Origin of the sequence: Sphingomonas molluscorum (assembly GCF_039522995.1) — a bacterium.
GTDB classification, from domain to species: Bacteria; Pseudomonadota; Alphaproteobacteria; order Sphingomonadales; family Sphingomonadaceae; genus Sphingomonas; species Sphingomonas molluscorum.
Map to the genome: position 1 here is coordinate 397902 of NZ_BAAAEL010000001.1, position 19200 is coordinate 417101.

The 19200-nt window shown below is 68.5% G+C and carries 16 protein-coding genes; 6 read left to right on the plus strand and 10 right to left on the minus strand.

The window, feature by feature from the left end; all coding sequences use genetic code 11:
• Nucleotides 1-124: 124 nt before the first annotated feature.
• From ABDZ92_RS02000 to ABDZ92_RS02020, 5 genes are all read right to left on the minus strand, one after another.
• Complete coding sequence (locus ABDZ92_RS02000; RefSeq protein ID WP_125958965.1) at nt 125-331, minus strand: hypothetical protein; 207 nt, start codon at nt 329-331, stop codon at nt 125-127.
• Nucleotides 328-2994, minus strand: a complete 2667-nt coding sequence (ppdK, locus tag ABDZ92_RS02005) for a pyruvate, phosphate dikinase (RefSeq protein ID WP_125958966.1) — start codon at nt 2992-2994, stop codon at nt 328-330. Before ppdK ends, ABDZ92_RS02000 begins: the two co-directional genes overlap by 4 nt.
• 97 nt (nt 2995-3091) lie before the next feature.
• Nucleotides 3092-5614, minus strand: a complete 2523-nt coding sequence (gene glyS / locus ABDZ92_RS02010) for a glycine--tRNA ligase subunit beta (protein ID WP_343761399.1) — start codon at nt 5612-5614, stop codon at nt 3092-3094.
• On the minus strand, nt 5611-6477 hold the full coding sequence (locus tag ABDZ92_RS02015) for a glycine--tRNA ligase subunit alpha (protein WP_125959237.1): 867 nt from the start codon (nt 6475-6477) through the stop codon (nt 5611-5613). The genes glyS and ABDZ92_RS02015 overlap by 4 nt, the downstream gene beginning before the upstream one ends.
• Nucleotides 6478-6813: 336 nt before the next feature.
• A complete protein-coding gene (locus tag ABDZ92_RS02020) occupies nt 6814-7257 on the minus strand; it encodes a GNAT family N-acetyltransferase (protein ID WP_125958967.1) in 444 nt (147 codons plus the stop codon).
• Between the two features lie 305 nt (nt 7258-7562).
• On the opposite strand from ABDZ92_RS02020, the gene ABDZ92_RS02025 reads away from it, so the two are divergent.
• Nucleotides 7563-8462, plus strand: coding sequence for a TraB/GumN family protein (locus tag ABDZ92_RS02025; protein WP_125958968.1), 900 nt, complete (start codon nt 7563-7565; stop codon nt 8460-8462).
• 492 nt (nt 8463-8954) lie between these two features.
• Here ABDZ92_RS02025 and ABDZ92_RS02030 read toward each other — a convergent pair whose 3' ends face one another.
• From ABDZ92_RS02030 to ABDZ92_RS02045, 4 genes are all read right to left on the minus strand, one after another.
• On the minus strand, nt 8955-9848 hold the full coding sequence (locus ABDZ92_RS02030; protein ID WP_125958969.1) for a sulfotransferase domain-containing protein: 894 nt from the start codon (nt 9846-9848) through the stop codon (nt 8955-8957).
• On the minus strand, nt 9845-10777 hold the full coding sequence (locus tag ABDZ92_RS02035) for a class I SAM-dependent methyltransferase (protein ID WP_125958970.1): 933 nt from the start codon (nt 10775-10777) through the stop codon (nt 9845-9847). The genes ABDZ92_RS02030 and ABDZ92_RS02035 overlap by 4 nt, the downstream gene beginning before the upstream one ends.
• Nucleotides 10774-11355, minus strand: coding sequence for a calcium-binding protein (locus ABDZ92_RS02040; protein WP_125958971.1), 582 nt, complete (start codon nt 11353-11355; stop codon nt 10774-10776). Before ABDZ92_RS02040 ends, ABDZ92_RS02035 begins: the two co-directional genes overlap by 4 nt.
• Before the next feature lie 135 nt (nt 11356-11490).
• Nucleotides 11491-12717, minus strand: coding sequence for a GumK N-terminal domain-containing glycosyltransferase (locus ABDZ92_RS02045; RefSeq protein ID WP_164521165.1), 1227 nt, complete (start codon nt 12715-12717; stop codon nt 11491-11493).
• 148 nt (nt 12718-12865) lie between these two features.
• On the opposite strand from ABDZ92_RS02045, the gene ABDZ92_RS02050 reads away from it, so the two are divergent.
• The 5 genes from ABDZ92_RS02050 (at nt 12866) to ABDZ92_RS02070 (ending at nt 18464) form a co-directional block, all read left to right on the plus strand.
• Entirely contained in the window at nt 12866-14203 is a 1338-nt protein-coding gene (locus tag ABDZ92_RS02050; RefSeq protein ID WP_164521166.1) for an AAA family ATPase, read from the plus strand.
• A 19-nt stretch (nt 14204-14222) separates the two neighbouring features.
• Nucleotides 14223-15113, plus strand: a complete 891-nt coding sequence (locus ABDZ92_RS02055) for a P-loop NTPase family protein (protein WP_241211686.1) — start codon at nt 14223-14225, stop codon at nt 15111-15113.
• The gene (locus ABDZ92_RS02060) at nt 15110-16138 is read left to right on the plus strand and encodes a glycoside hydrolase family 5 protein (RefSeq protein WP_241211687.1); all 1029 of its coding nucleotides are present in this window, start codon (nt 15110-15112) and stop codon (nt 16136-16138) included. Before ABDZ92_RS02055 ends, ABDZ92_RS02060 begins: the two co-directional genes overlap by 4 nt.
• 825 nt (nt 16139-16963) lie before the next feature.
• Nucleotides 16964-17752 (plus strand): nucleotidyltransferase family protein, encoded by a 789-nt coding sequence (locus ABDZ92_RS02065; protein ID WP_125958975.1) that lies wholly within the window; start codon nt 16964-16966, stop codon nt 17750-17752.
• Nucleotides 17736-18464 carry a metallophosphoesterase family protein gene (locus ABDZ92_RS02070; RefSeq protein ID WP_125958976.1) on the plus strand — a complete coding sequence of 243 codons (729 nt, stop codon included), beginning with the start codon at nt 17736-17738 and terminating at the stop codon, nt 18462-18464. Before ABDZ92_RS02065 ends, ABDZ92_RS02070 begins: the two co-directional genes overlap by 17 nt.
• Here the strand turns inward: ABDZ92_RS02070 and ABDZ92_RS02075 are convergent.
• Nucleotides 18461-19195, minus strand: coding sequence for a cytochrome b (locus ABDZ92_RS02075; protein ID WP_125958977.1), 735 nt, complete (start codon nt 19193-19195; stop codon nt 18461-18463). The two genes, ABDZ92_RS02070 and ABDZ92_RS02075, sit on opposite strands and share 4 nt — an antisense overlap.
• Nucleotides 19196-19200 lie beyond the last annotated feature (5 nt).

Genomic DNA, 19200 nt, shown 5'->3' on the forward strand with positions numbered 1-19200 from the left:
CGGTACCCCGGCGAAGGCCGGGGCCCAGTTGGGAAAGCAGGCGTTGGCAATCCAACCCGATCCCATCGAAGCTGGGCCCCCGCCTACGCCGGGGTACAGTTGAAGAAGGCGGCCGGGTGCCGTCCTAGATCGTCACCCACTCCGTGCCGCCGGGCCAGAGCTGGTCCTCGATCCGGTCGCCGGCCATGGTGAGTGCCGCCAGGATCGCGAGCACCACCAGCAGGTCGAACAGCAGGATCGCCGCCCAGACGACATAGGGGTGGAAGGGCCCGATCCGGTCGAACCCCTCCCGCGTCAGCTTCTGCCCCTCGCCTGAGCGGCGCATGCTCATGCCTGGACCTTCAGCGCGGCTTGTGCCGCCGCCAGCCGCGCGATCGGCACGCGGTACGGCGACGCCGAGACATAGTCGAGACCAGCGGTCTCGCAGAAAGCGATGGAGGCCGGATCGCCGCCATGCTCGCCGCAGATGCCGAGCTTGATGTTCGGCCGCGTCTTGCGCCCGCGTTCCGCCGCGATCTCGATCAGCTCGCCCACGCCTTCGACGTCCAGGCTCACAAACGGATCGCGCGCATAGATGCCCTTGTCGACATAGGTGCCGAGGAAGCGTGCGGCATCGTCGCGGCTGACGCCCAGCGTCGTCTGCGTCAGGTCGTTGGTGCCGAAGGAGAAGAACTCGCCCACCTCGGCGATCTCGCCCGCCTTGAGCGCCGCGCGCGGCAACTCGATCATGGTGCCGACCAGATACTCGATCGTGCGGCCCTTCTCGGCAAACACGGCCTCAGCCGCCTTGTCGACCACCGCCTTCATCAGCTCCAGTTCCTTGCGCGTGCCGACCAGCGGGATCATCACCTCCGGGATCGGCGCCTCGCCCGATTTCTCCGCGACCTCGCACGCCGCTTCGAAGATGGCGCGCGCCTGCATCTCGTAGATCTCGGGGTAGGTCACGCCCAGGCGGCAGCCGCGATGGCCGAGCATCGGATTGAACTCGTGGAGTTCGGCCGCACGGCGCTTGAGCTGCTCGACGCCCACGCCCGCGGCCGATGCGACCTCGGCGAACTCCGCCTCCTGGTGCGGCAGGAACTCGTGCAGCGGCGGATCGAGCAGGCGGATCGTGCAGGGCAGCCCCGCCATCACCTCGAAGATCTCGATGAAGTCGCGGCGCTGCTCCGGCAGCAGCTTGTCGAGTGCCGCGCGGCGACCCTTCTCGTCCTCCGCCAGGATCATCTGGCGCACCGCCGTGATACGGCTGCCCTCGAAGAACATGTGCTCGGTGCGGCAAAGGCCGATGCCCTCGGCACCGAAGTCGCGTGCCGTCCGGCAGTCGAGCGGCGTCTCGGCATTGGCGCGCACCTTCAGGCGGCGGACGCCATCGGCCCATTCCATCAGCGTGCCGAAGTCGCCGGCAAGCTCGGGCTGCACGGTCGGCACCGAACCCGCCATCACCTCGCCGGTCGAGCCGTCGATGGTGAGCGTGTCGCCCTCGCGGATCTCCCGCGTGCCGACGCGCATCACGCGCGCACGGCTGTCGATGGCAAGGCTACCGGCACCCGACACGCACGGCCGGCCCATGCCACGGGCGACCACCGCCGCGTGGCTGGTCATGCCGCCGCGCGCGGTCAGGATGCCCTTGGCCGCATGCATGCCGTGGATGTCCTCCGGCGAGGTCTCGACGCGCACCAGGATCACCGGCTCGCCCGTGGCGGAACGGCGCTCTGCGGTGTCGCTGTCGAACACGGCCACGCCCGATGCGGCGCCCGGCGATGCCGGCAGACCCTTGGTCAGCACGTCGCGCGGCGCATCCGGATCGAGCGTCGGGTGGAGCAGCTGGTCGAGTGCCGCCGGGTCGACGCGCGCGACCGCCTCCTCGCGCGTGATCAGCCCCTCTTCGGCCATGTCGACCGCGATCTTGAGCGCGGCCTTGGCGGTGCGCTTGCCCGAGCGCGTCTGGAGCATCCAGAGCTTGCCTTGCTGCACCGTGAACTCGATGTCCTGCATGTCGCGGTAATGCCGCTCCAGCCGGTCGAACACCGCCGCCAGCTCGCCATAGGCGTCCGGCATCGCCTCTTCCATCGACAGCGGCTTGGCGCCCGCGCCCTCGCGTGCCGCCTTGGTAAGGTACTGCGGCGTGCGGATGCCCGCGACCACGTCCTCGCCCTGCGCGTTGATCAGGAACTCGCCATAATAGGCGTTCTCGCCGGTCGCCGGGTTGCGCGTGAAGGCGACTCCGGTGGCCGAGGTGTCGCCCATGTTGCCGAACACCATCGCCTGCACGTTGACGGCGGTGCCCCAGTCACCCGGGATGTTGTTCAGCCGGCGATAGACCTTGGCGCGCTCCGCCTGCCACGATCCGAACACCGCGCCGATCGCGCCCCACAGCTGGTCGTGCACGTCCTGCGGGAACGGCTTGCCCCACAGTTCCTCGACCAGCGCCTTGTATTCGGCGACCAGCTTCTGCCAGTCCTCGGCGGTCAGCTCGGTGTCGAGGTTGTAGCCATTGTCCTCCTTGGCGATCTCCAGCGCTTCCTCGAAGCGGCCGTGATCGAGCTCAAGCACGACGTCCGAATACATCTGGATGAAGCGGCGATAGCTGTCCCAGGCAAAGCGCGCGTCGCCCGACGCGGTCGCCAGCCCCTCGACCGTCTGGTCGTTGAGGCCCAGGTTCAGCACCGTGTCCATCATGCCCGGCATCGACACGCGCGCGCCCGAGCGCACCGACACCAGCAGCGGGTCGGCCGCGTCGCCGAACGTCTTGCCGGTCACGCCCTCGATGTGCGCGATCCCCTCGGCCACTTCCTGGCGCAGCGAGTCGGGGAAGCTCTGCCCCTCCTCATAATAGCGCGTGCACATCTGGGTGGAGATGGTGAACCCCGGCGGCACCGGCAGGCCGATCGACGCCATTTCCGCGAGGTTGGCGCCCTTGCCGCCGAGCAGCGTCTTGTCGCCGGAGCCCCCGTCCGAAACTCCGCCGCCAAAACGGTACACATACTGCGTCATCGTGGTTCCTTGCGTGGGTTGGAGTGCGTTCCCTGGGGAGGAGGATCACAAACCAGACCTTCGGGCGAAGGGTAGCATCAGCGCCTCGGGCTGTCCGCTATCCTTCGATCCGGGAGAAATCGGCCACGCGATGCACCGCCGCCCGAACCCGCGCCAGCAGCGCGAGCCGTGCCGTGCGCTTGGCGGGATCGGCGTCGTTGACGGTCACCTGGTCGAAGAAGGCATCGATCGGCGCACGCAGCGACGCGAGTGCCGCCATCGCGCCTTCGAAATCCTCGTCGGCGATCGCCTTGGCCGCGCGCGGCTCGGCGACGTCGAGGGCCGCCATCAGCGCATCCTCGGCCGGTTCGGGCTCATAAGACAGCGACTGCGCGCGCTCGCTGCGCGCAAAGGCGGCGACGGAGCCGGTGAATTCGCCCTGCTCCACCTCGACCAGCGGGTCTTCCTCGCCGGTCTGGGGAATGCCGTCGGGCCGGCCGCCGGCAAAGGGATGCGCCGTGCCATCGTGCTCGGTCGTGCCCTGGCGGTCGACGGCCTGGTTCGCCTCTTCGTCCTGGTGGCGCAGGTTGCCGGGCGTGCCGGTGCTGCCGGTCGGAACCGACGCGTCGGTCGCATCCGGAGCATTGGCGGCAACGCTGCGGCGCTGGCCCAGCGCGGCCGCAGGGATTTCCGCCGTCCCTTCTTCTTTCGTACCCCGGCGAAGGCCGGGGTCCAGGGACTCACGCGCGGCGTGATCCGGGAGAGTGCGGGCCTGGGCCCCGGCCTCCGCCGGGGTACGGGGGTGATCGGGGGTGGTGTAGCCCTCCTTCTTCAGGATGTTGGCCGCACGCTTGTAGCCGGCAAGCAGGTTGGTGCCGTCCTCGGTGGTCACGAACCCCTGCAACGCATGCACTCGCGCCAGCAGCCGGACGAGATCGTCCTCGCCGCCCAGCGCAAACACCGCGTCGATCAGGTCGTGGCGAACCCCCGCCTCGCGCTGCTGCACCTTCAGGCGATCGGCAAAGAAGTCGAGCACGTCCTCGCCTGCGACCTGCGACAGAGGCAGCCGCAGCTTGTTGTCGAGCAGCAGGGCGATGACGCCAAGCGCCGAGCGCCGCAGCGCGAACGGATCCTTGGAGCCGCTCGGCTTGAGGTCCACGCCAAAGAATTGGGTGATGCTGTCGAGCTTGTCCGCCAGCGCCACCGCCACCGTCACCGGCGCGGTCGGCACGTCATCGCCCTGCCCGACCGGCTTGTAATGGTCGCGGATCGCCTCGGCGACTTCCGCCGGTTCGCCCTGCGCGGCGGCATAATAGCCGCCCATCAGACCCTGCAGCTCCGGAAACTCGCCGACCATGCCGGTGACGAGGTCCGCCTTGGCAAGCCGCGCCGCGCGTTCGGCCATGTCGGCCAGCCGCGCGCGATCGGCGCTCGCGGTGCCCGCGGCGATGTCGCGTGCGTCGATCGGCGAGGACGACGGATCGAGCGGCAACTCGACATGCGCAGGCGCCTCGCGCGCCCCGACGATGCCCTGCTCCACCAGCCAGCGGGCGAGCTTCGCCACCCGATCGACCTTGTCGGCGACCGTGCCGAGCTTCTCGTGGAAGACGATCTTTTCCAGCTTGGGGGTCAGGTCCTCCAGCCGCGTCTTCAGGTCCGTCTCGTAGAAGAACTTGGCGTCGGACAGCCGTGCGGCCAGCACCTTGCGATTGCCCTCGACGATCTTGTCGCCGCCGTCCTCGGCATCGATGTTGGCGGTGCAGACGAACGCGTCGGCAAGCTGCCCTTCACCGTCGCGGCAGACGAAATACTTCTGGTTCACGCGCGCGGTGAGCTGGATCACCTCGGGCGGCACCGACAGGTAGCTTGCGTCGAAGCGGCCGAGCAGCGGCATCGGGAATTCGGTGAGGCCGGCGTTCTCGAACAGCAGCCCCTCGTCCTCGACCAGCGTCAGCCCGGCGCCCTGCGCGGCAAGCTTGGCGCCCACCGCGATGCTCGCGCGGCGCTCGGCCCCGTCGACGATGACGTGGCAGGCGCGCAGCTTCTCGACATAGTCGTGCGCCGATCCGATGGTGATGGCACCGGGGTGGTGGAAGCGATGGCCAAGCGTCGCCGCACCGGACGCCACCCCGAACACCTCGAACGGCACGACCGTGTCGTCGAGCAGCGCGACGATTCCTTGCAGCGGGCGCACCCAGCGCGGGCTCTCGGTCGATACCGATGCCGCGCCCCAGCGCATCGCCTTGGGCCACGGAAACGCACGGACCACCGCCGGCACGGCCTCGGCCAGCACCTCGGCGGTCGCGCGGCCCGGCTTGTCAGTCACCGCGAACAACACGCCGTCGCGCTCGACCAGATCCTCGCGGGTGAGGCCCGTCTTGCGCAGGAAACCCTCCAGCGCCTGCGGCGGCGCAGAGGCGCGCGGACCCTTCACTTCCTCGCGCACCGCCTCGGTCGCGAGCGGCAGCCCGCGCGCGATCAGCGCCAGCCGGCGCGGGCTTGCATAGGTGACGAGTTCCGCCGCCTTCAGCCCCGCCTTGCCGAGTTCGGCGGCGAACAGCTTGGCCAGGTCCTCGCGCGCCCGCTCCTGCATGCGCGCCGGGATTTCCTCCGAGCGGAGTTCGAGAAGAAAATCGCTCATGCCGTCCACCCCGGAAAGCGCGCCTGCCATTCGGGCGTCTTCTTCTCGATCCACGCGGCGCATGCGCCCTTTGCAAGGTCGCGCACCCGGCCGATATAGGCCTGGCGCTCCGCGACCGAGATCACGCCGCGCGCCTGCAGCAGGTTGAACGTGTGGCTGGCCTTGATCGCCTGCTCGTACGCCGGGATCGGCAGGCCCGCGGCAAGGCACCGCTCGCACTCGGCCGCGGCCTTGCGGAACTGGTCGAACAGCGTGTCGGTATCGGCGACCTCGAAGTTCCAGGTCGACATCTGGACCTCGTTCTCGTGGAACACGTCGCCATAGGTGACGCCCGCGTCGTTGAAGGCCAGGTCGTACACCGAATCCTTGTTCTGGATGTACATGGCGAGCCGCTCGAGCCCGTAGGTCAGCTCGCCCGCCACCGGCTTGCAGTCGAACCCGCCCATCTGCTGGAAATAGGTGAACTGGGTGACTTCCATGCCGTCGCACCAGACTTCCCAGCCCAGGCCCCAGGCGCCCAGCGTCGGCGACTCCCAGTCGTCCTCGACGAAGCGGATGTCATGACGGGTGAAGTCGATGCCGATCGCCGCCAGCGAGCCGAGATACAGCTCCTGCAGGTCCGCCGGGCTCGGCTTCAGGATCACCTGATACTGGTAATAATGCTGCAGCCGGTTCGGGTTCTCGCCATAGCGCCCGTCGGTGGGGCGGCGGCACGGCTGAACGAACGCGGCGTTCCACGGCTCCGGCCCCAGCGCGCGCAGCGTCGTGGCGGTGTGGAAGGTGCCGGCGCCCATCTCCATGTCGTACGGCTGGAGGATGAGACAGCCCCGATCGCTCCAATAGTCATGGAGCGTGAGGATCATGCGCTGGAAGCTGAGTGGCTCGGACACGGCCGCGCTTTGACCCATGGCCTGAAAGGGGTCAAGCATCGAGCCTCTCCGACGCCCGGAGATGGCGATACCGCCGCCCAGCTACCGGGCTGGGAAGCGCCGGAGTGAGGGCGGCAGGCGCAACACCCGTTCCAGCGGTTTCCCGCTGACCGCGCCCGGGTGGCTCCATTACATGGCGACCATGTCACCACGACTCATCAACCAGCGCGGCGCGGTCTTCTAACCGTGGGTAATAGATCCCTCCGAAGTGCGGATTGAGCATCGACGATGAATCCGATTCCGGGCTTGGCGCATAGACATGAACCGCCGTCACGTCAGCACGAAGTCGTAAGCATAGAATTCGGTATCCCGCGTCCAGCCAGCGCGCTCATGTAAGGATTGAGCATTCGCGTTGTCGGCCGCGGTTGAGAGCGACAACCGTGCCGCGCCAATCTGCCGGCCATAGGTGCAGGCAGCATCTAGCAGGATCCTGCCAAAGCCAGACGCACGCGCGTCGGGTGTGACAAACAGGTCATTGAGGATGAAGGTTCGAGATAATCTGACAGACGAGAAGCTCGGATAAAGCTGCGCAAAGCCGACGTCGCGCCCGTCCTTGCGTGCAAGCAGGATCACGGACTGCTGATGCTCCAATCGGTCCTTCAAGAATGTTCGTGCAGCAGCGGGATTCGAAGGCTGTCCGTAAAATTGGCGGTACGCATCAAACAACGAAACGAGAGTGTCCAGATCGGCGATGGTGGCTTGGCGAACCGTCAATGCTAGCGCTCCCGATTAGTAGCAGCCGGCTCTTGGCCGAGCCTTCTATGTTCCGCAACGGATGGATGTCCGCTACGCGTCGTTGCCGTCCAAAAGCTGCGGTCCGCTTCCCGCCCAATTTCACGATCCGTGCATGAGCTTCCTCTTCCGGGAAAGCTGGATTGGCGCAGCCCCAGGCCGACGACCCCGGGCCTTCGGTCGACAAAGCACAAATCGCGCGAAATTCGGATCGCGTCGGCGACAATGCTGCGTTCGGCACATCGGCCCGCTTCTGCTCGCACCCGCCAGCCTCTAAGAACACCGGCATGCCGCTCGTCCGCCTGCTCCTGGCCGCCTTCGTCCTGTTCTTCGCCGGCCCTGCCGCGCGCCCGGCAGGACCGCCGCCGCAGCCGGCGCTGTGGGCGGTCCAGGATGCCGACACCATCGTCTATTTGTTCGGATCGGTGCACGAGCTGCGCCCGGACCTCGCCTGGTTCCAGGGGCCGGTACGCCGCGCGTTCGAGGAAAGCGACGCGCTGGTGCTCGAACTGGTCGCCCCGCCCGAGGGGGAGGTGCAGGCGGCACTCCGCCGCGTGGCGCCGCCGGCCGATGCGCCCCCGCTCCCGGAGCGCCTGCCTCCCGGCTATGCGGAGAAGCTGGCCGCCGCGACGCGCGCAGCCGGCTATCCGGAAGGGGCGTTCGACCGCATGGACCCGTGGCTGGCGGCGACTTCGCTCTCGATCCTGCCGCTCCGCCGGACCGGCTACAGCCGGGAAGCGGGCGTGGAGGCCGTGCTCACCGCGTCCGCTCGGCGTGCGGGCAAGCCGATCGAGGGCCTCGAGACCCAGCGCGACCAGATCGCGATGTTCGACCAGCTGCCGGAGGCCGAGCAGATCGCGATGCTGACCCGCGTCCTCGACGGGCAGGACGCCGCCGCCGATCTTATGCGCCGCACGGCCGAGGCGTGGAGCCGCGGCGATACCGACACCCTCGCCGCGATCATCGCCCACGACCTGCGCCAGACTTCGGATGCCGTGCAGCAGCGCGTGCTCGCCGACCGGAACGCCGCCTGGGCAGACTGGGTCACGCGGCGCATGGAGCGACCGGGCCGTGTCTTCATGGCAGTCGGCACCGGCCACCTCGTCGGCCCCGGATCGCTCCAGGACGCCCTCGCCGCCAAGGGGCTGCACGTCCGCCGCCTCACCCCTGCGCCGACGAAGCCTTGAGAGAATTGATCGGGGCGCAGCGGCACCGGCATCCTCCAGTGAGCAGCGATCGGGCCGAAGAGGCGCTGCCGCCACAGTTCCGCACCGGCTGCGGGGCCTTGGCGGGCAGCGGCGGCAGCCAGCGTCTCGACCGTTGCACCGCCCCAGCTTCGTGAGCCGCTCGAATCCGCACCGGCTAATCGTTGCGTTTCGGTGCCATCCTCCTGATTGTCGGGCGAACCGCTTCCCCCTCTGCTGCCTGGTGCAGCGCCAGCACAAGCCGATCGGGTCTTGGCGACTTCCAAGTCGCACGCCATCGCGGCGCCGTTGCCCCACAGGCGGCGAGCCGTGTCCCGCATCGATGGGCCAAGTGTGCCGAACGCCCAGTTCCGGATGCCGCGATCGGGCGCGCCATGGCGCGACTGCCCGAGCATAGGAACCACCCAACCTGCCACACCGCTTCGTGCAATGGCGAAGCGCTGGCGGGTGGGACCGACCGGCTGCTGGATGCCATCATCCCCACGGCATCGGTCGCCCGAGCAGCGCCTCCAGCTCCGCCTGGTGCGGGGCGAAGAGTCTCGAAAGCTCCACGCGCTCCTCCTTCGACACACCGAAGCGGAACAGGCGATCCACGCGCGCGGGCGTCACCGATTCGATTCCGCGACGCACCACACGCCCGGCTAGTCCGGAAGGCGGCAAATGGCGCGCGAGCCGCAATGCCAGATAGCTTCGGCGCGCATTCAGCTGCTCGTAGAGCGACGGCACCTCGAACGGCGCCAGGCCGAGGTGGGCGAACAGCCGCTGCGCCGTCGCGGGCTTGACCGTGTCGGGCGCGACGTCCTGTTCATAGATCAGCACCATCAGCGGCTCCCGCCCGAACGCGTCGATCCAGTGCCGCAGGTGGCGCGCGTACATGCCCATCGACGCGATGCCCAGCGTCCAGAGATGGTCGAGGATGCGCGCATCCGGCGCGATCCGCCCCTGGTTGATGTGATGGTGAAAGGCGGAGATTGCCCGGTCGACGGGGTTGCGCAGCGTCGCCACCAGCCGCAGCTGCGGGCGCAGCTCGGCCAGCTTGGGCGCAAGATCATGGTGCTCGCCCGGCACCGGCCGGTCGCGGGGATCGAGGTGATTCCACAGGTAATTCGGCGTGCACTCCCCGCGCAACTGTCCCGCCCCGGCAGCGGCGAACTGGTCCGCATACCAGCCGCATCCTCGCGAAAGCGCCGACGACTTGTTGAAGAAGTGCAGTTCCTTGGCCGGCGGGATGAAGACGCCGGGGTGCTGGCTCAGCACGTGGTGGATCCAGGTGGTGCCGCACTTCTGGGCGCCCAGCACCAGGAAGTCGATCGGCACGCTGGCCGCACCGGCGTCGACCTCCGGCCGGTCACGCAGCGCAACGCTCATCGCACCCGCCTTGCGAGGTACAGCATGTCTCGGAACCGGGAGCGGTAGGGGATCACCAGCGGCACCGGCTGCCCGAGCGTCTTCTTGATCAGAGCCTTGGCTGCCCAACTCGCCGTGTCCAGCCGCACCAGGTCGCGACGATAGGGTTCGAACCCCGCCTCGCCGAGGAAGGCGTCGAGTTGCGGACGCCCGGCGAACACCAGATGGTCGGGCAGGTCGAGCCGGTCGGGATAGCTGTCCGCGCTGTCGAGCTCGGCCCCATTCCCGGTCATCAGCACCAGAGTGCCCCCGAGGCGCACCAGCCGACGGAGGTCGGACAGGAAACTGCCCGGGTCCGGCAAGTGCGAGAACACGTTGATCAGCGACACGAAGTCGAACCGCTCGGTCACCTGCGCAAGCGGTTCGGAGGTGACCGGCAGCCCACGCGCCCGCGCGTGCGCCGCCTTGGCCGCCATGGGCTCGATTCCCCGGATCCGCGAGCCGGCAGGAAGCACGTCCCGCAACGCCTCAAGCAGTTCGCCGAAGCCGGCACCGATGTCAAGCCAGGTCACCGGATCGTTCCCCATCTCGCCGGCGAGCACCCGCTGCATCCGGTTGCGATAGCGCGCGAGCTTGCGGCGGCTGGGCGAGTAGACCACCGACATCGCGCCCACCTCATGCCGGTGTTGACCGGTGCGCGTCGCCTCGCTGATCGTCTCATTGGCCGGGCGTGGCGAGACATAGACGAGCCCGCATCCGACGCACTTCACCGCCGAATAGCCGTTCTCGCATCCCCAGCCCCACGCCTCCCGGCGGTCGCACAACGGACACGGCACCACGACCTGCGTCTCGAGCGCCGTCATCGGCTCGTGGTCGGCCGGGATACCGGCCCCGCGCGAGGCGGAGCCGATATCCTGCGAGACCAGCCGGAGTGCCGGTGCCTCGCTCACGCCGCGAACGCGAGGCCGCCGGTGTAGCCCAGGCTCTCGAGATAATCCTCGAGCGCGGCGATCTGACGGTCCTGCGCCGCATTGTCCTTTTCGGTCATCACGTCCGCCAGCCACAGCTGCTGGGTCGAGCCGTTGTCCGAGGTGAGGGTGATGCGGATGTCCGGCCGCTCATTGTCGGCGTAGAGGCTGTCGGGAAGATCGGTGATCACCGCGGCGGTGATCGTCACCCCGTTCTTGAGCAGGAGCGTGTCGCCCTGCGTCAACTTGAAGTCCTTGATGATGTCGTTCGTGCCGTCGCTGTGGTTGAAGTCGTCGAAGACGAACTTGTCGGCACCGTATCCACCGAACAGGAAGTCGCTTCCCGATCCGCCGAAGAGGATGTCGTCGCCGGCGTCCCCCTGCAGATAGTCGTTGCCTTGCTGCCCGGCGAGATTGTCGTTGCCCGACCCGCCCTTGATCCGGTCCGTGCCATGGGTGCCGTTCAGACGATCATTGCCGGCGTCGCCTTTGAGGACGTCCTCTCCGTTCCCATCCGCGACGATCACGCTGTCACCCGAAGTACCGTTATAATAGGCCATGCTTACCTCCCGACAAAGGGCGCAGTATCGTCTATCAGGCGACTTGCCTGATTTGAATAGTTTGTGAAATCGGTACTACGCACCGCGGCGCAATTTACTTCCGAAGTTCATCTTCTTGCAATTCCATGCACAGCCTCATCTCCGGAGATTGCTCCGATTGGGCTGGGCAATTCGTCCATTTTGGAGGTCCGAAATGGATGGAGGCGAAGTTGCTCCCACCGCGCCCACAAGGCCCAGCAATTCGCCGGCAACCTCGTCCCAATCCGCCACCGCCTCCGGAGGGCCTCGCCCCTTCTCCAGCGCCCTACGCAGCGCATCCGCCGCGCTCTCCTGGCAATCCGGGTCATAGGACAGCGCCCCCGGCACGCCGCGCATCGCAAACGCCGGCCCCACCACCGGCAGCCCGCAGTAGCGATATTGGAGGTTCTTCAGGCTGGATTCGGCCAGGTAGGCGAGCCCCGGCACGCGCCGATAGAGCGCCAGCCCAACGTCCGCATGCTGGACGAACGGCACGAGTCGCTCGAACGGCTGCTCCCCCCATGCCGTGAGGTTCGCGCGCAGCGGGAACGCGAGCGGCGTGCGCCCGAAATAGTGGAACCGCACGTCGGGGAACGCACCGGCAAGCCGCTCCAGCAGTGGCTGGTCCAGCATCATGTCGCCGATCAGCACCGCGTTCGGGCCGCTGCTGTACGGGGAGGCCGAGACGCGGTCGAAGGCGCGCCGATCGATGCCATGGCGGACAAGCGCCGCGCGCGCGCCCGGCAGGTCATCCAGCAGCGCGGCCGCGGGGACACGCACCAGATCATAGCCCGCCGCGTCCGCCCGCAGCCGTCGCTCGAGCCCCGGATGCATGCCCACCACCGTCAACCGGTCGCTCATGCTGTAGAGGATCCGCGCCTGTCGGGCGATCCGGCGGATGCGCCGGAACAGCGCGACCGCCGCGCAGCTTTCGATCACCACCAGCTCCGCAGCCTGCAGCGGCTCCACCACGGCGCGCGGCAACAGGGCGGAGTAGGCGGCGATCAGCGGTGCCGCGGCCCACTGCCACAGCCGGCGGCGTGCACCCACCGGATGCACCGGCGGGACCCACAGGAATCCCCGCATTCCGTCGGCCGCGTACCAGCGATTGCGGGGCACGCCGCGCAGGGCGCCGAGCTTGCTCCCTCGCCGCAGCCCGCTGAGCCAACTCAGCTGCACGGTGACGACATGGACCCGGTAGCCCCGCCGCACCAGCGCCTCCGCCAGGAACACCATGCTGGTCTTGCGCGCCTGTAGGCCGATCGTCTGTTGGGTGAAGAGGAATGCGGCAGGCGAGTCCACGCTGCCGTCTTTTCCGCTGTCGAACAAAATATCGGCCGCCATCCCGCCCCTCAATCCACCGGCTGCAACGCAGCTGCCAGTCACGCTCGCTCGGCTTCCAGGTCCGCACAATGCTGGATTGGTTCAATACTGCCGTACTTGTTGGACCCGTCCACTTTTCTACTTGCCGCATGCGCCGTACGACTTGGACATGGCAGACGATGGCAAGACACGCGGGTGGTGGCACCAGGTTCGACGCGCCGTCCATCGCATCGTGCGTTGGGCGGTGAACGAGCGGCCGTCGCCTGCCCCCTCGGCCTTGCACCACCGCAGCGCACCGGCAATCCCGGTGGAAGCGCCGGCGGGCCCGGACACGGCGATTGTTTCCAACATGGATGCAATGCCGGTCCGCCCCGCGGCGGAATGCACCCAGGCTCCGGCGCAGCGCTTTGCGGCGGCGATGGGGGCCCGGTCGCAGCGCGCCCGCGTCATCGCCGCCTTCAATGCCGCGCAGCCGGTGGACGACCGCTACGAACTGCTCGGGCGCATGGCCGAGCTCAACCGGCTCGTGGATGGCGTGGTCGAGCGGCGCCAGCATGCGGTGATCTTCGGTGCCCGCGGCTCGGGCAAGACGTCGCTCGCGCGGATCTTCGGCGATCTTGCCGATGAGGCAGAATGCGTTGCCCTCTATCACGCAGCGACCGGCGACACCGAGTTCGTGGACCTGCTGCGTCCCTATCTTCCCTTCTTGCAGGCGGAGGCGCGTCCCGCCGGCCGGGCCGCACTTGCCGCGCTCGCGGAGCGCGATTTCACGGCGCGCGACTTCGTAAGCGCGGCCGCGCCCGGGCTCGCGCGGCGAGTCTTCCTGATCGTGGACGAGTTCGATCGCATCGAAAACGCGCAGACGAAGGCGCAGATGGCGAGCCTGCTGAAGCTGCTGTCCGACACACGCGCCCCGCTCCAGTTCCTGCTCGTCGGAATCGCCGCCGATGTGGACGAATTGCTCGAGGCCCACCCGTCGCTGCGCCGTCACCTCACCGCCGTGCCGATCCGCCCGTTCGGATCGCGCGCCGTGGAGGCGGTGATCGACGAGGGGTCGCGGCGCAGCGGCATGCTCTTCCCTGCCGAGGCGCGCGTGCTGATCGGCGCCGCCGCGGCGGGCTCTCCCTATCATGTCCGCCTGTTCTGCCAGGCAGCCGGCCTGGCGGCGGCAGAGGCCGGCACCGACACGGTCGATGTGGCGGCGGTGCGCACCGGACTGGCCGCGAGTTTCGAGGAATGGGCCAGCGTCAACGCGTCCGCCGCCGCGCTGTTCGAACGCCTCTGCCGGCTTGCCGATCTTCGCGAGCGGCTGCGGGCGCTCGCCTGCGATGCCGCCGCGCATCAGACGGTTGCCGCCGAGCGGGTACCGCAGGCGCTCGCCCCCGCTCTGCTGTTCAACGATGCCGGCACCGCCGTCTTCGCGGACTCGCTCGCACCCCAGTTCCTGCTCGCGCGGCTTCAGCTCGCAGCCTCCGAGCATCGGCCGGCGATGGCGGCCGCAGAATGAAAATCGGGAGAGTCCTGCCATGAGACTGCGCTCCACCGCATTCGATGCACGCAGCCCGGAAGGCGTGCGGCTGTGGCCGAACGATGCCCCCGGCGACTCGGGTCGAGGCCCGCTGCCGTCGCCGGGTATGCCGCCCTTCGACTCCTTCAGCGATCCGATGGCGTTGCATCCGCGGGAGGTCGGAGGCGCGGTGCACGACGGTGCATCAGCGTCCCGCAGTGCCGCAACGGGAGCGCTTCGGCACGGTTCTCTGCTGCATCCGGGCGACCCTCGCGTCGACCCGTCCGTCTTTGCCGCGTTCGACGCCGGCGGCGACGCGGTGGCTCGCATCCGCGACCTACGCAGCGCCCTGTCGAGCCGCTGGCACAGCGACACCCCCGATGACCGCCGAGCCGTCGCGGTGATCGGCCTCGACACGACGGTGGAGGTGGGATGTGTGTCGGCGAACCTCGCGGTCGTCTGCGCGCAGCTCGGCTGGCCGACGCTGCTGATCGACGGCGATATCCATGCCCCGGCGCAGGACCGGCTCTTTCGCACAGCGAACCAAGCGGGTCTGTCGACGCTGCTCCAAGAGGCGGAGGGACGCGCCGCCGTCCGGCCGACCGCGATCGAGCGCCTATCGCTGCTGCCCGCCGGTCCCGCAGCGGCGGATGGCGCCGAGCTGATCGAGCGCAAACCGCTGGCAAAAGCGCTGGAAGGCCGCGTCGGCCGGTACCGGCTGCTCCTCCTCAGCCTTTCCGCCCGCGGGGAGTCGACCCGTTTCGGCGCGGTCGACACGATCCTGAGCGGCTTCGACGGCGCGCTGGTCCTGGCGAGCCGCAACGCCAGCGCGCTCCGCCCGCTCCAGCGGCTGACGATGCTGCTGGAGGAAAGCGGGGTGCCGCTGCTGGGGACGGTGATCGTGCCGTGACCGGCGGCGTTCGCACGGTCGTGCTCCCGTTCCTCGTCGCGCTGCTGCTGCCCGCGCCCGCCGCCGCCGTCGCTGCCGCGCAGGCCAGGCCGCAGCTGACCGGCGTCAACCTCGCAGGCGGCGAGTTCAAGCCTGCAAGGCGCCCGGGCGTCTATGGCAAGGACTATCTCTACCCGCGGGACGTCGATCTGGCGACGTTCGCCAAAGCGGGCATGAACGTCGTGCGCGTGCCGCTCCGCTGGGAGCGCGTTCAGCCCGGGCTTTCGCAGGCGCTCTCACCCGAGGAAGTCGGGCGGCTCGATGCGGTTGTCGCCAGGGCGTTCGCCTACGGACTGACGGTGATCCTCGATGTGCACAACTACGGCAGATATGCCGGCCGCAGCGTGACGGAGCCGGTGGTCGCCGACGGGCTGGTCGATCTTTGGAAGCGCCTCGCCGCGCATTACAAGGGCAAGCGTGTCGCCTTCGGGCTGATGAACGAGCCACACGGCATTGCCGCCACCGACTGGCGCAGGATCGTCGATCGGGTGGTGAGCGTGATCCGCGCCACGGGCGCCCGCAATCTGGTGCTGGTGCCCGGTACGAAGTGGACCGGCGCCCACAGCTGGACGCGCACCGGCGGTGGCGGCTCCAATGCCGATGCGTTTGCCGGGTTTCGCGACCCCGGCGGCAACTTCGCATTTGAAATGCACCAGTATTTCGACAGCGACTCCTCCGGCACCCTCCCCGGCTGCGGCGGCCCGGATACCGGCGTCGACCGACTCCGTGCTGCCACCGCCTGGCTGCGCTCGGTGCGGGCGCGCGGCTTCCTCGCCGAATTCGGCGCCGGCGGCGACGCCGAATGCCTGGCAACCCTCGACCGCATGCTCGCCTATATGGACCGGAACGGGGATGTCTGGTCCGGCTGGACCTATTGGGCAGCGGGTCCCTGGTGGCCGGCCAGCTACGCCTTCAGCGTGCAGCCGAGCCGCACGGGCGGCGAGCGGCCGCAGATGCGAGTCCTACGCCGCCACCTGGCGCGATAGGACGCGCAGCGGCGACGAGGGAGTCCATGTCGTCTCTCCGGATCGTCGAGCCCGAGCGGGCAGCGCGCCCTCCTTCCGTCGCCCTAGGACGCCGGCCTGCCGACTCCGGAGAAGAAGCTCCGCGCCCATGCGATCGAGCGCAGACGATCCTCTGCGGACTGCACCCGACGGGGAGGCCAACACTTGCCTCGCCAACGCCGTGGTCCCGTTCATCGCTGTTGTCGCGGCGAAATCAGGAGACGGAACCCACTCGAAGGTTCTTGTCGCTTGCTGGATCGTCGCAAGCACGTTTGCTGCTAAGCGAGGCTCCAAAGCAAAGGTAGCCTTGCCGAAGCCCGATCCCCGGCGGTGGCGTTCGCATACATCGCGGACCCGCCCAGCGCAGATGATGGGTTGCCTCGTCCTTCGCCAGCACCGCCAGCACGCATCCGAACGCAGACGGGCGTCAGGCCCTGCTCCTGCCGCGAGGACAGCACGTCCGCTTCCGGACACACGCCACGCCCGTCTTTCCTACCGGAGAATGCGCGCGCTAAACCCAGTTTCGTTCTCCAGGAGGCGGAAGCGGTGTTGGACCAAGGCCCTCATCCCGTTGCCGATTCTCCCGCGGGCCGCGGCCGCCGCGCGGGCGCTTCGCCGGGAGTGCGCGGAGCCTGTTCTTGGACTAACTTTCGACTAACTTTCCGCGGTCGCATGGCCGCGGCCGGAGCCGTTCGCCCGGCCGGGCACGACCTGCCGGAATGGCGCCATCCGGAACGCTTGTCCCGGCAGCCCGTTGTTTCCGTCCTGCCACCCCCCCGGCAGATCAGGGAAGGAAACCGCGTGCGCATGACCGACACACCCCCGGTGCTGGATGCGTCCGCGTTCGATCCTCCGCCCCATTCGCAAGGCTTCTACACCGACTCGCTCCGGCTGCTGGGCGAGTCGGGCGTGCCCTATCTGCTGTCCGGCACCTATGCGCTCAGCTGTCACACCGGAATCATCCGCCCGACCAAGGACATGGACGTGTTCTGCAAGGCGGGTGACGCGCCGCGGCTGCTCGCCTGGTTCAAGCAGCATGGCTACGAGATCGAGGTCGAGGACGATCGCTGGATCGGCAAGGTCTGGCAGGGCGAGCATTTCTTCGACGTGATCTACAACCTGTCCTCGGCCAGCATCCCCGTGACCGAGGACTGGTTCCGCGACACCTATGAGGTGGAGATCTACGGCAGCACGGTGCCGGTGACGCCGCCGACCGAGTTCATCCTGTCAAAGCTCTTCATCCAGGATCGCTATCGCTACGACGGTGCCGACGTCGCGCACGTCATCCTGAAGAAGCACGACGAGATCGATTGGAAGCGGCTGCTGGCCACCATGGAGCTGCAGTGGGAAGTGCTGCTGATCCACCTGCTCAACTTCCGCTTCATCTACCCGACCGAGCGCGACTGCGTGCCGCGCTGGCTGTTCGACGAACTGATGGAGCGCGCGCGGCTGCAGGCGGACCTGCCGCCGGCCAATGTGAAGGTGTGCCGCGGCCGGCTGCTGAGCCCGCGCGACTACCTCATCGACATCTGTGATTGGGGCTTCGCCGACGTGGTCGGCAAGGGACTTGAGGAGCAGCATGAGCGAAAAGCCTGAGCGCATCGTCCTGGCCGCGACCGGCGACCTGCACGTCAACGACGCCGACGCAAACCGCTACCGTGACCTGTTTGCGGAGATTTCCGAAAAGGCCGACGTGCTGGCGCTGACGGGCGATCTCACCAACTTCGGTCGGACCCGCGAGGCCGAGAATCTGGCCGAGGACCTGCGCTACTGCACGATCCCGGTCGTCGCGGTGCTCGGCAACCATGATTACGAGTGCGGACAGCCCGAGGAGGTGGTGCGCATCCTCCAGGGCGCGGGCGTGACAGTGCTCGACGAGCAGGCGGTGGAGATCGCCGGGGTCGGCTTTGCGGGCGTGAAGGGCTTCGTCGGCGGCTTCGATCGCGCCGAACTGGGCGCCTTCGGCGAAAAGGCGATCAAAGACATCGTCGATGAATCGCTCGCCGAGGCACGCAAGCTGGAGAATGCGCTGCGGACGCTGCGCACCGACCGCGCGGTGGCGCTGCTCCACTACTCTCCCGTGGCTGCTACCGTGGAAGGGGAGCCCAAGGAGATCTGGCCGTTCCTGGGCTCGTCGCGCCTGGCTGATGCGGTCGACCGCTTCGACAACGTCCGGCTGGTGCTGCACGGCCATGCGCACCGCGGCAGCTATGAGGGGCGCACCCGGCGCGGCATCCCCGTCCACAACGTCGCGCAGTTCGTGCTGACCGAGCAGTTCGGCAAGCCCTACATGCTGTACGAGGTCTAGCGCGGCTCGGGCCGGCCCAGCCCCATGCGAGCGAGCTCGCGCTGGCGATCGACGAACTGGTGCTTGAGGGCGCCGGCGACGTGGAGCAGCAGCAGCGCGAGCAGGATCCAGGCGCCGATGGCGTGGAAGGTCTCGATGCGTTCATGCACGGTGCGCTGCTCCGGCACCCCAGCGGGCGTGCGGCCGAGTTCCTGGACCGGGCCGATCATCGGCAGCGGGAACAGGCCCCAGATTTCGGTCGGGCCGCGCTTGCGTGGAGGCAGCCCGCCGCCCTTGCCCTCTCCCGCAGGGCCGCCGCGGGAGGTCGTGTCGGGCTTGAGCGTGGGTGCAGGGGGCGCCCCGGGCGGGTTCTCGGCCGCCCAGGCCGCACCGGCCGAGTCGGCCGGCGGATTGGCCGAGATCATCGCCCAGCCGGAGAAGGGCATCAGCACCATGGCGGCGTAGAGCAGGAAGTGGACAGCCTTGGCGAGCCCCTTCTCCCACCGCGCCATGGGCAGGAAGGGCGGCGGTCGGTGGGTGAGCCGCCAGCCGACAAGGACCAGCGTCAGCACCAGGATCGAGATCCCGGACGATACGTGGAAGGCGAAGAAGCCGCGAGGCAGCACCGGCCGCAGCAGCCCGGAGGTGAGATTGTAGAGGATCAGCGCGGCGATCGCCCAGTGCAGCGCGATGGCGACATTGGCGTAGCGCAGCCGCTGGCGCGCGCTCCTGCCGTAGGTGTCGACCCCCATGCGGA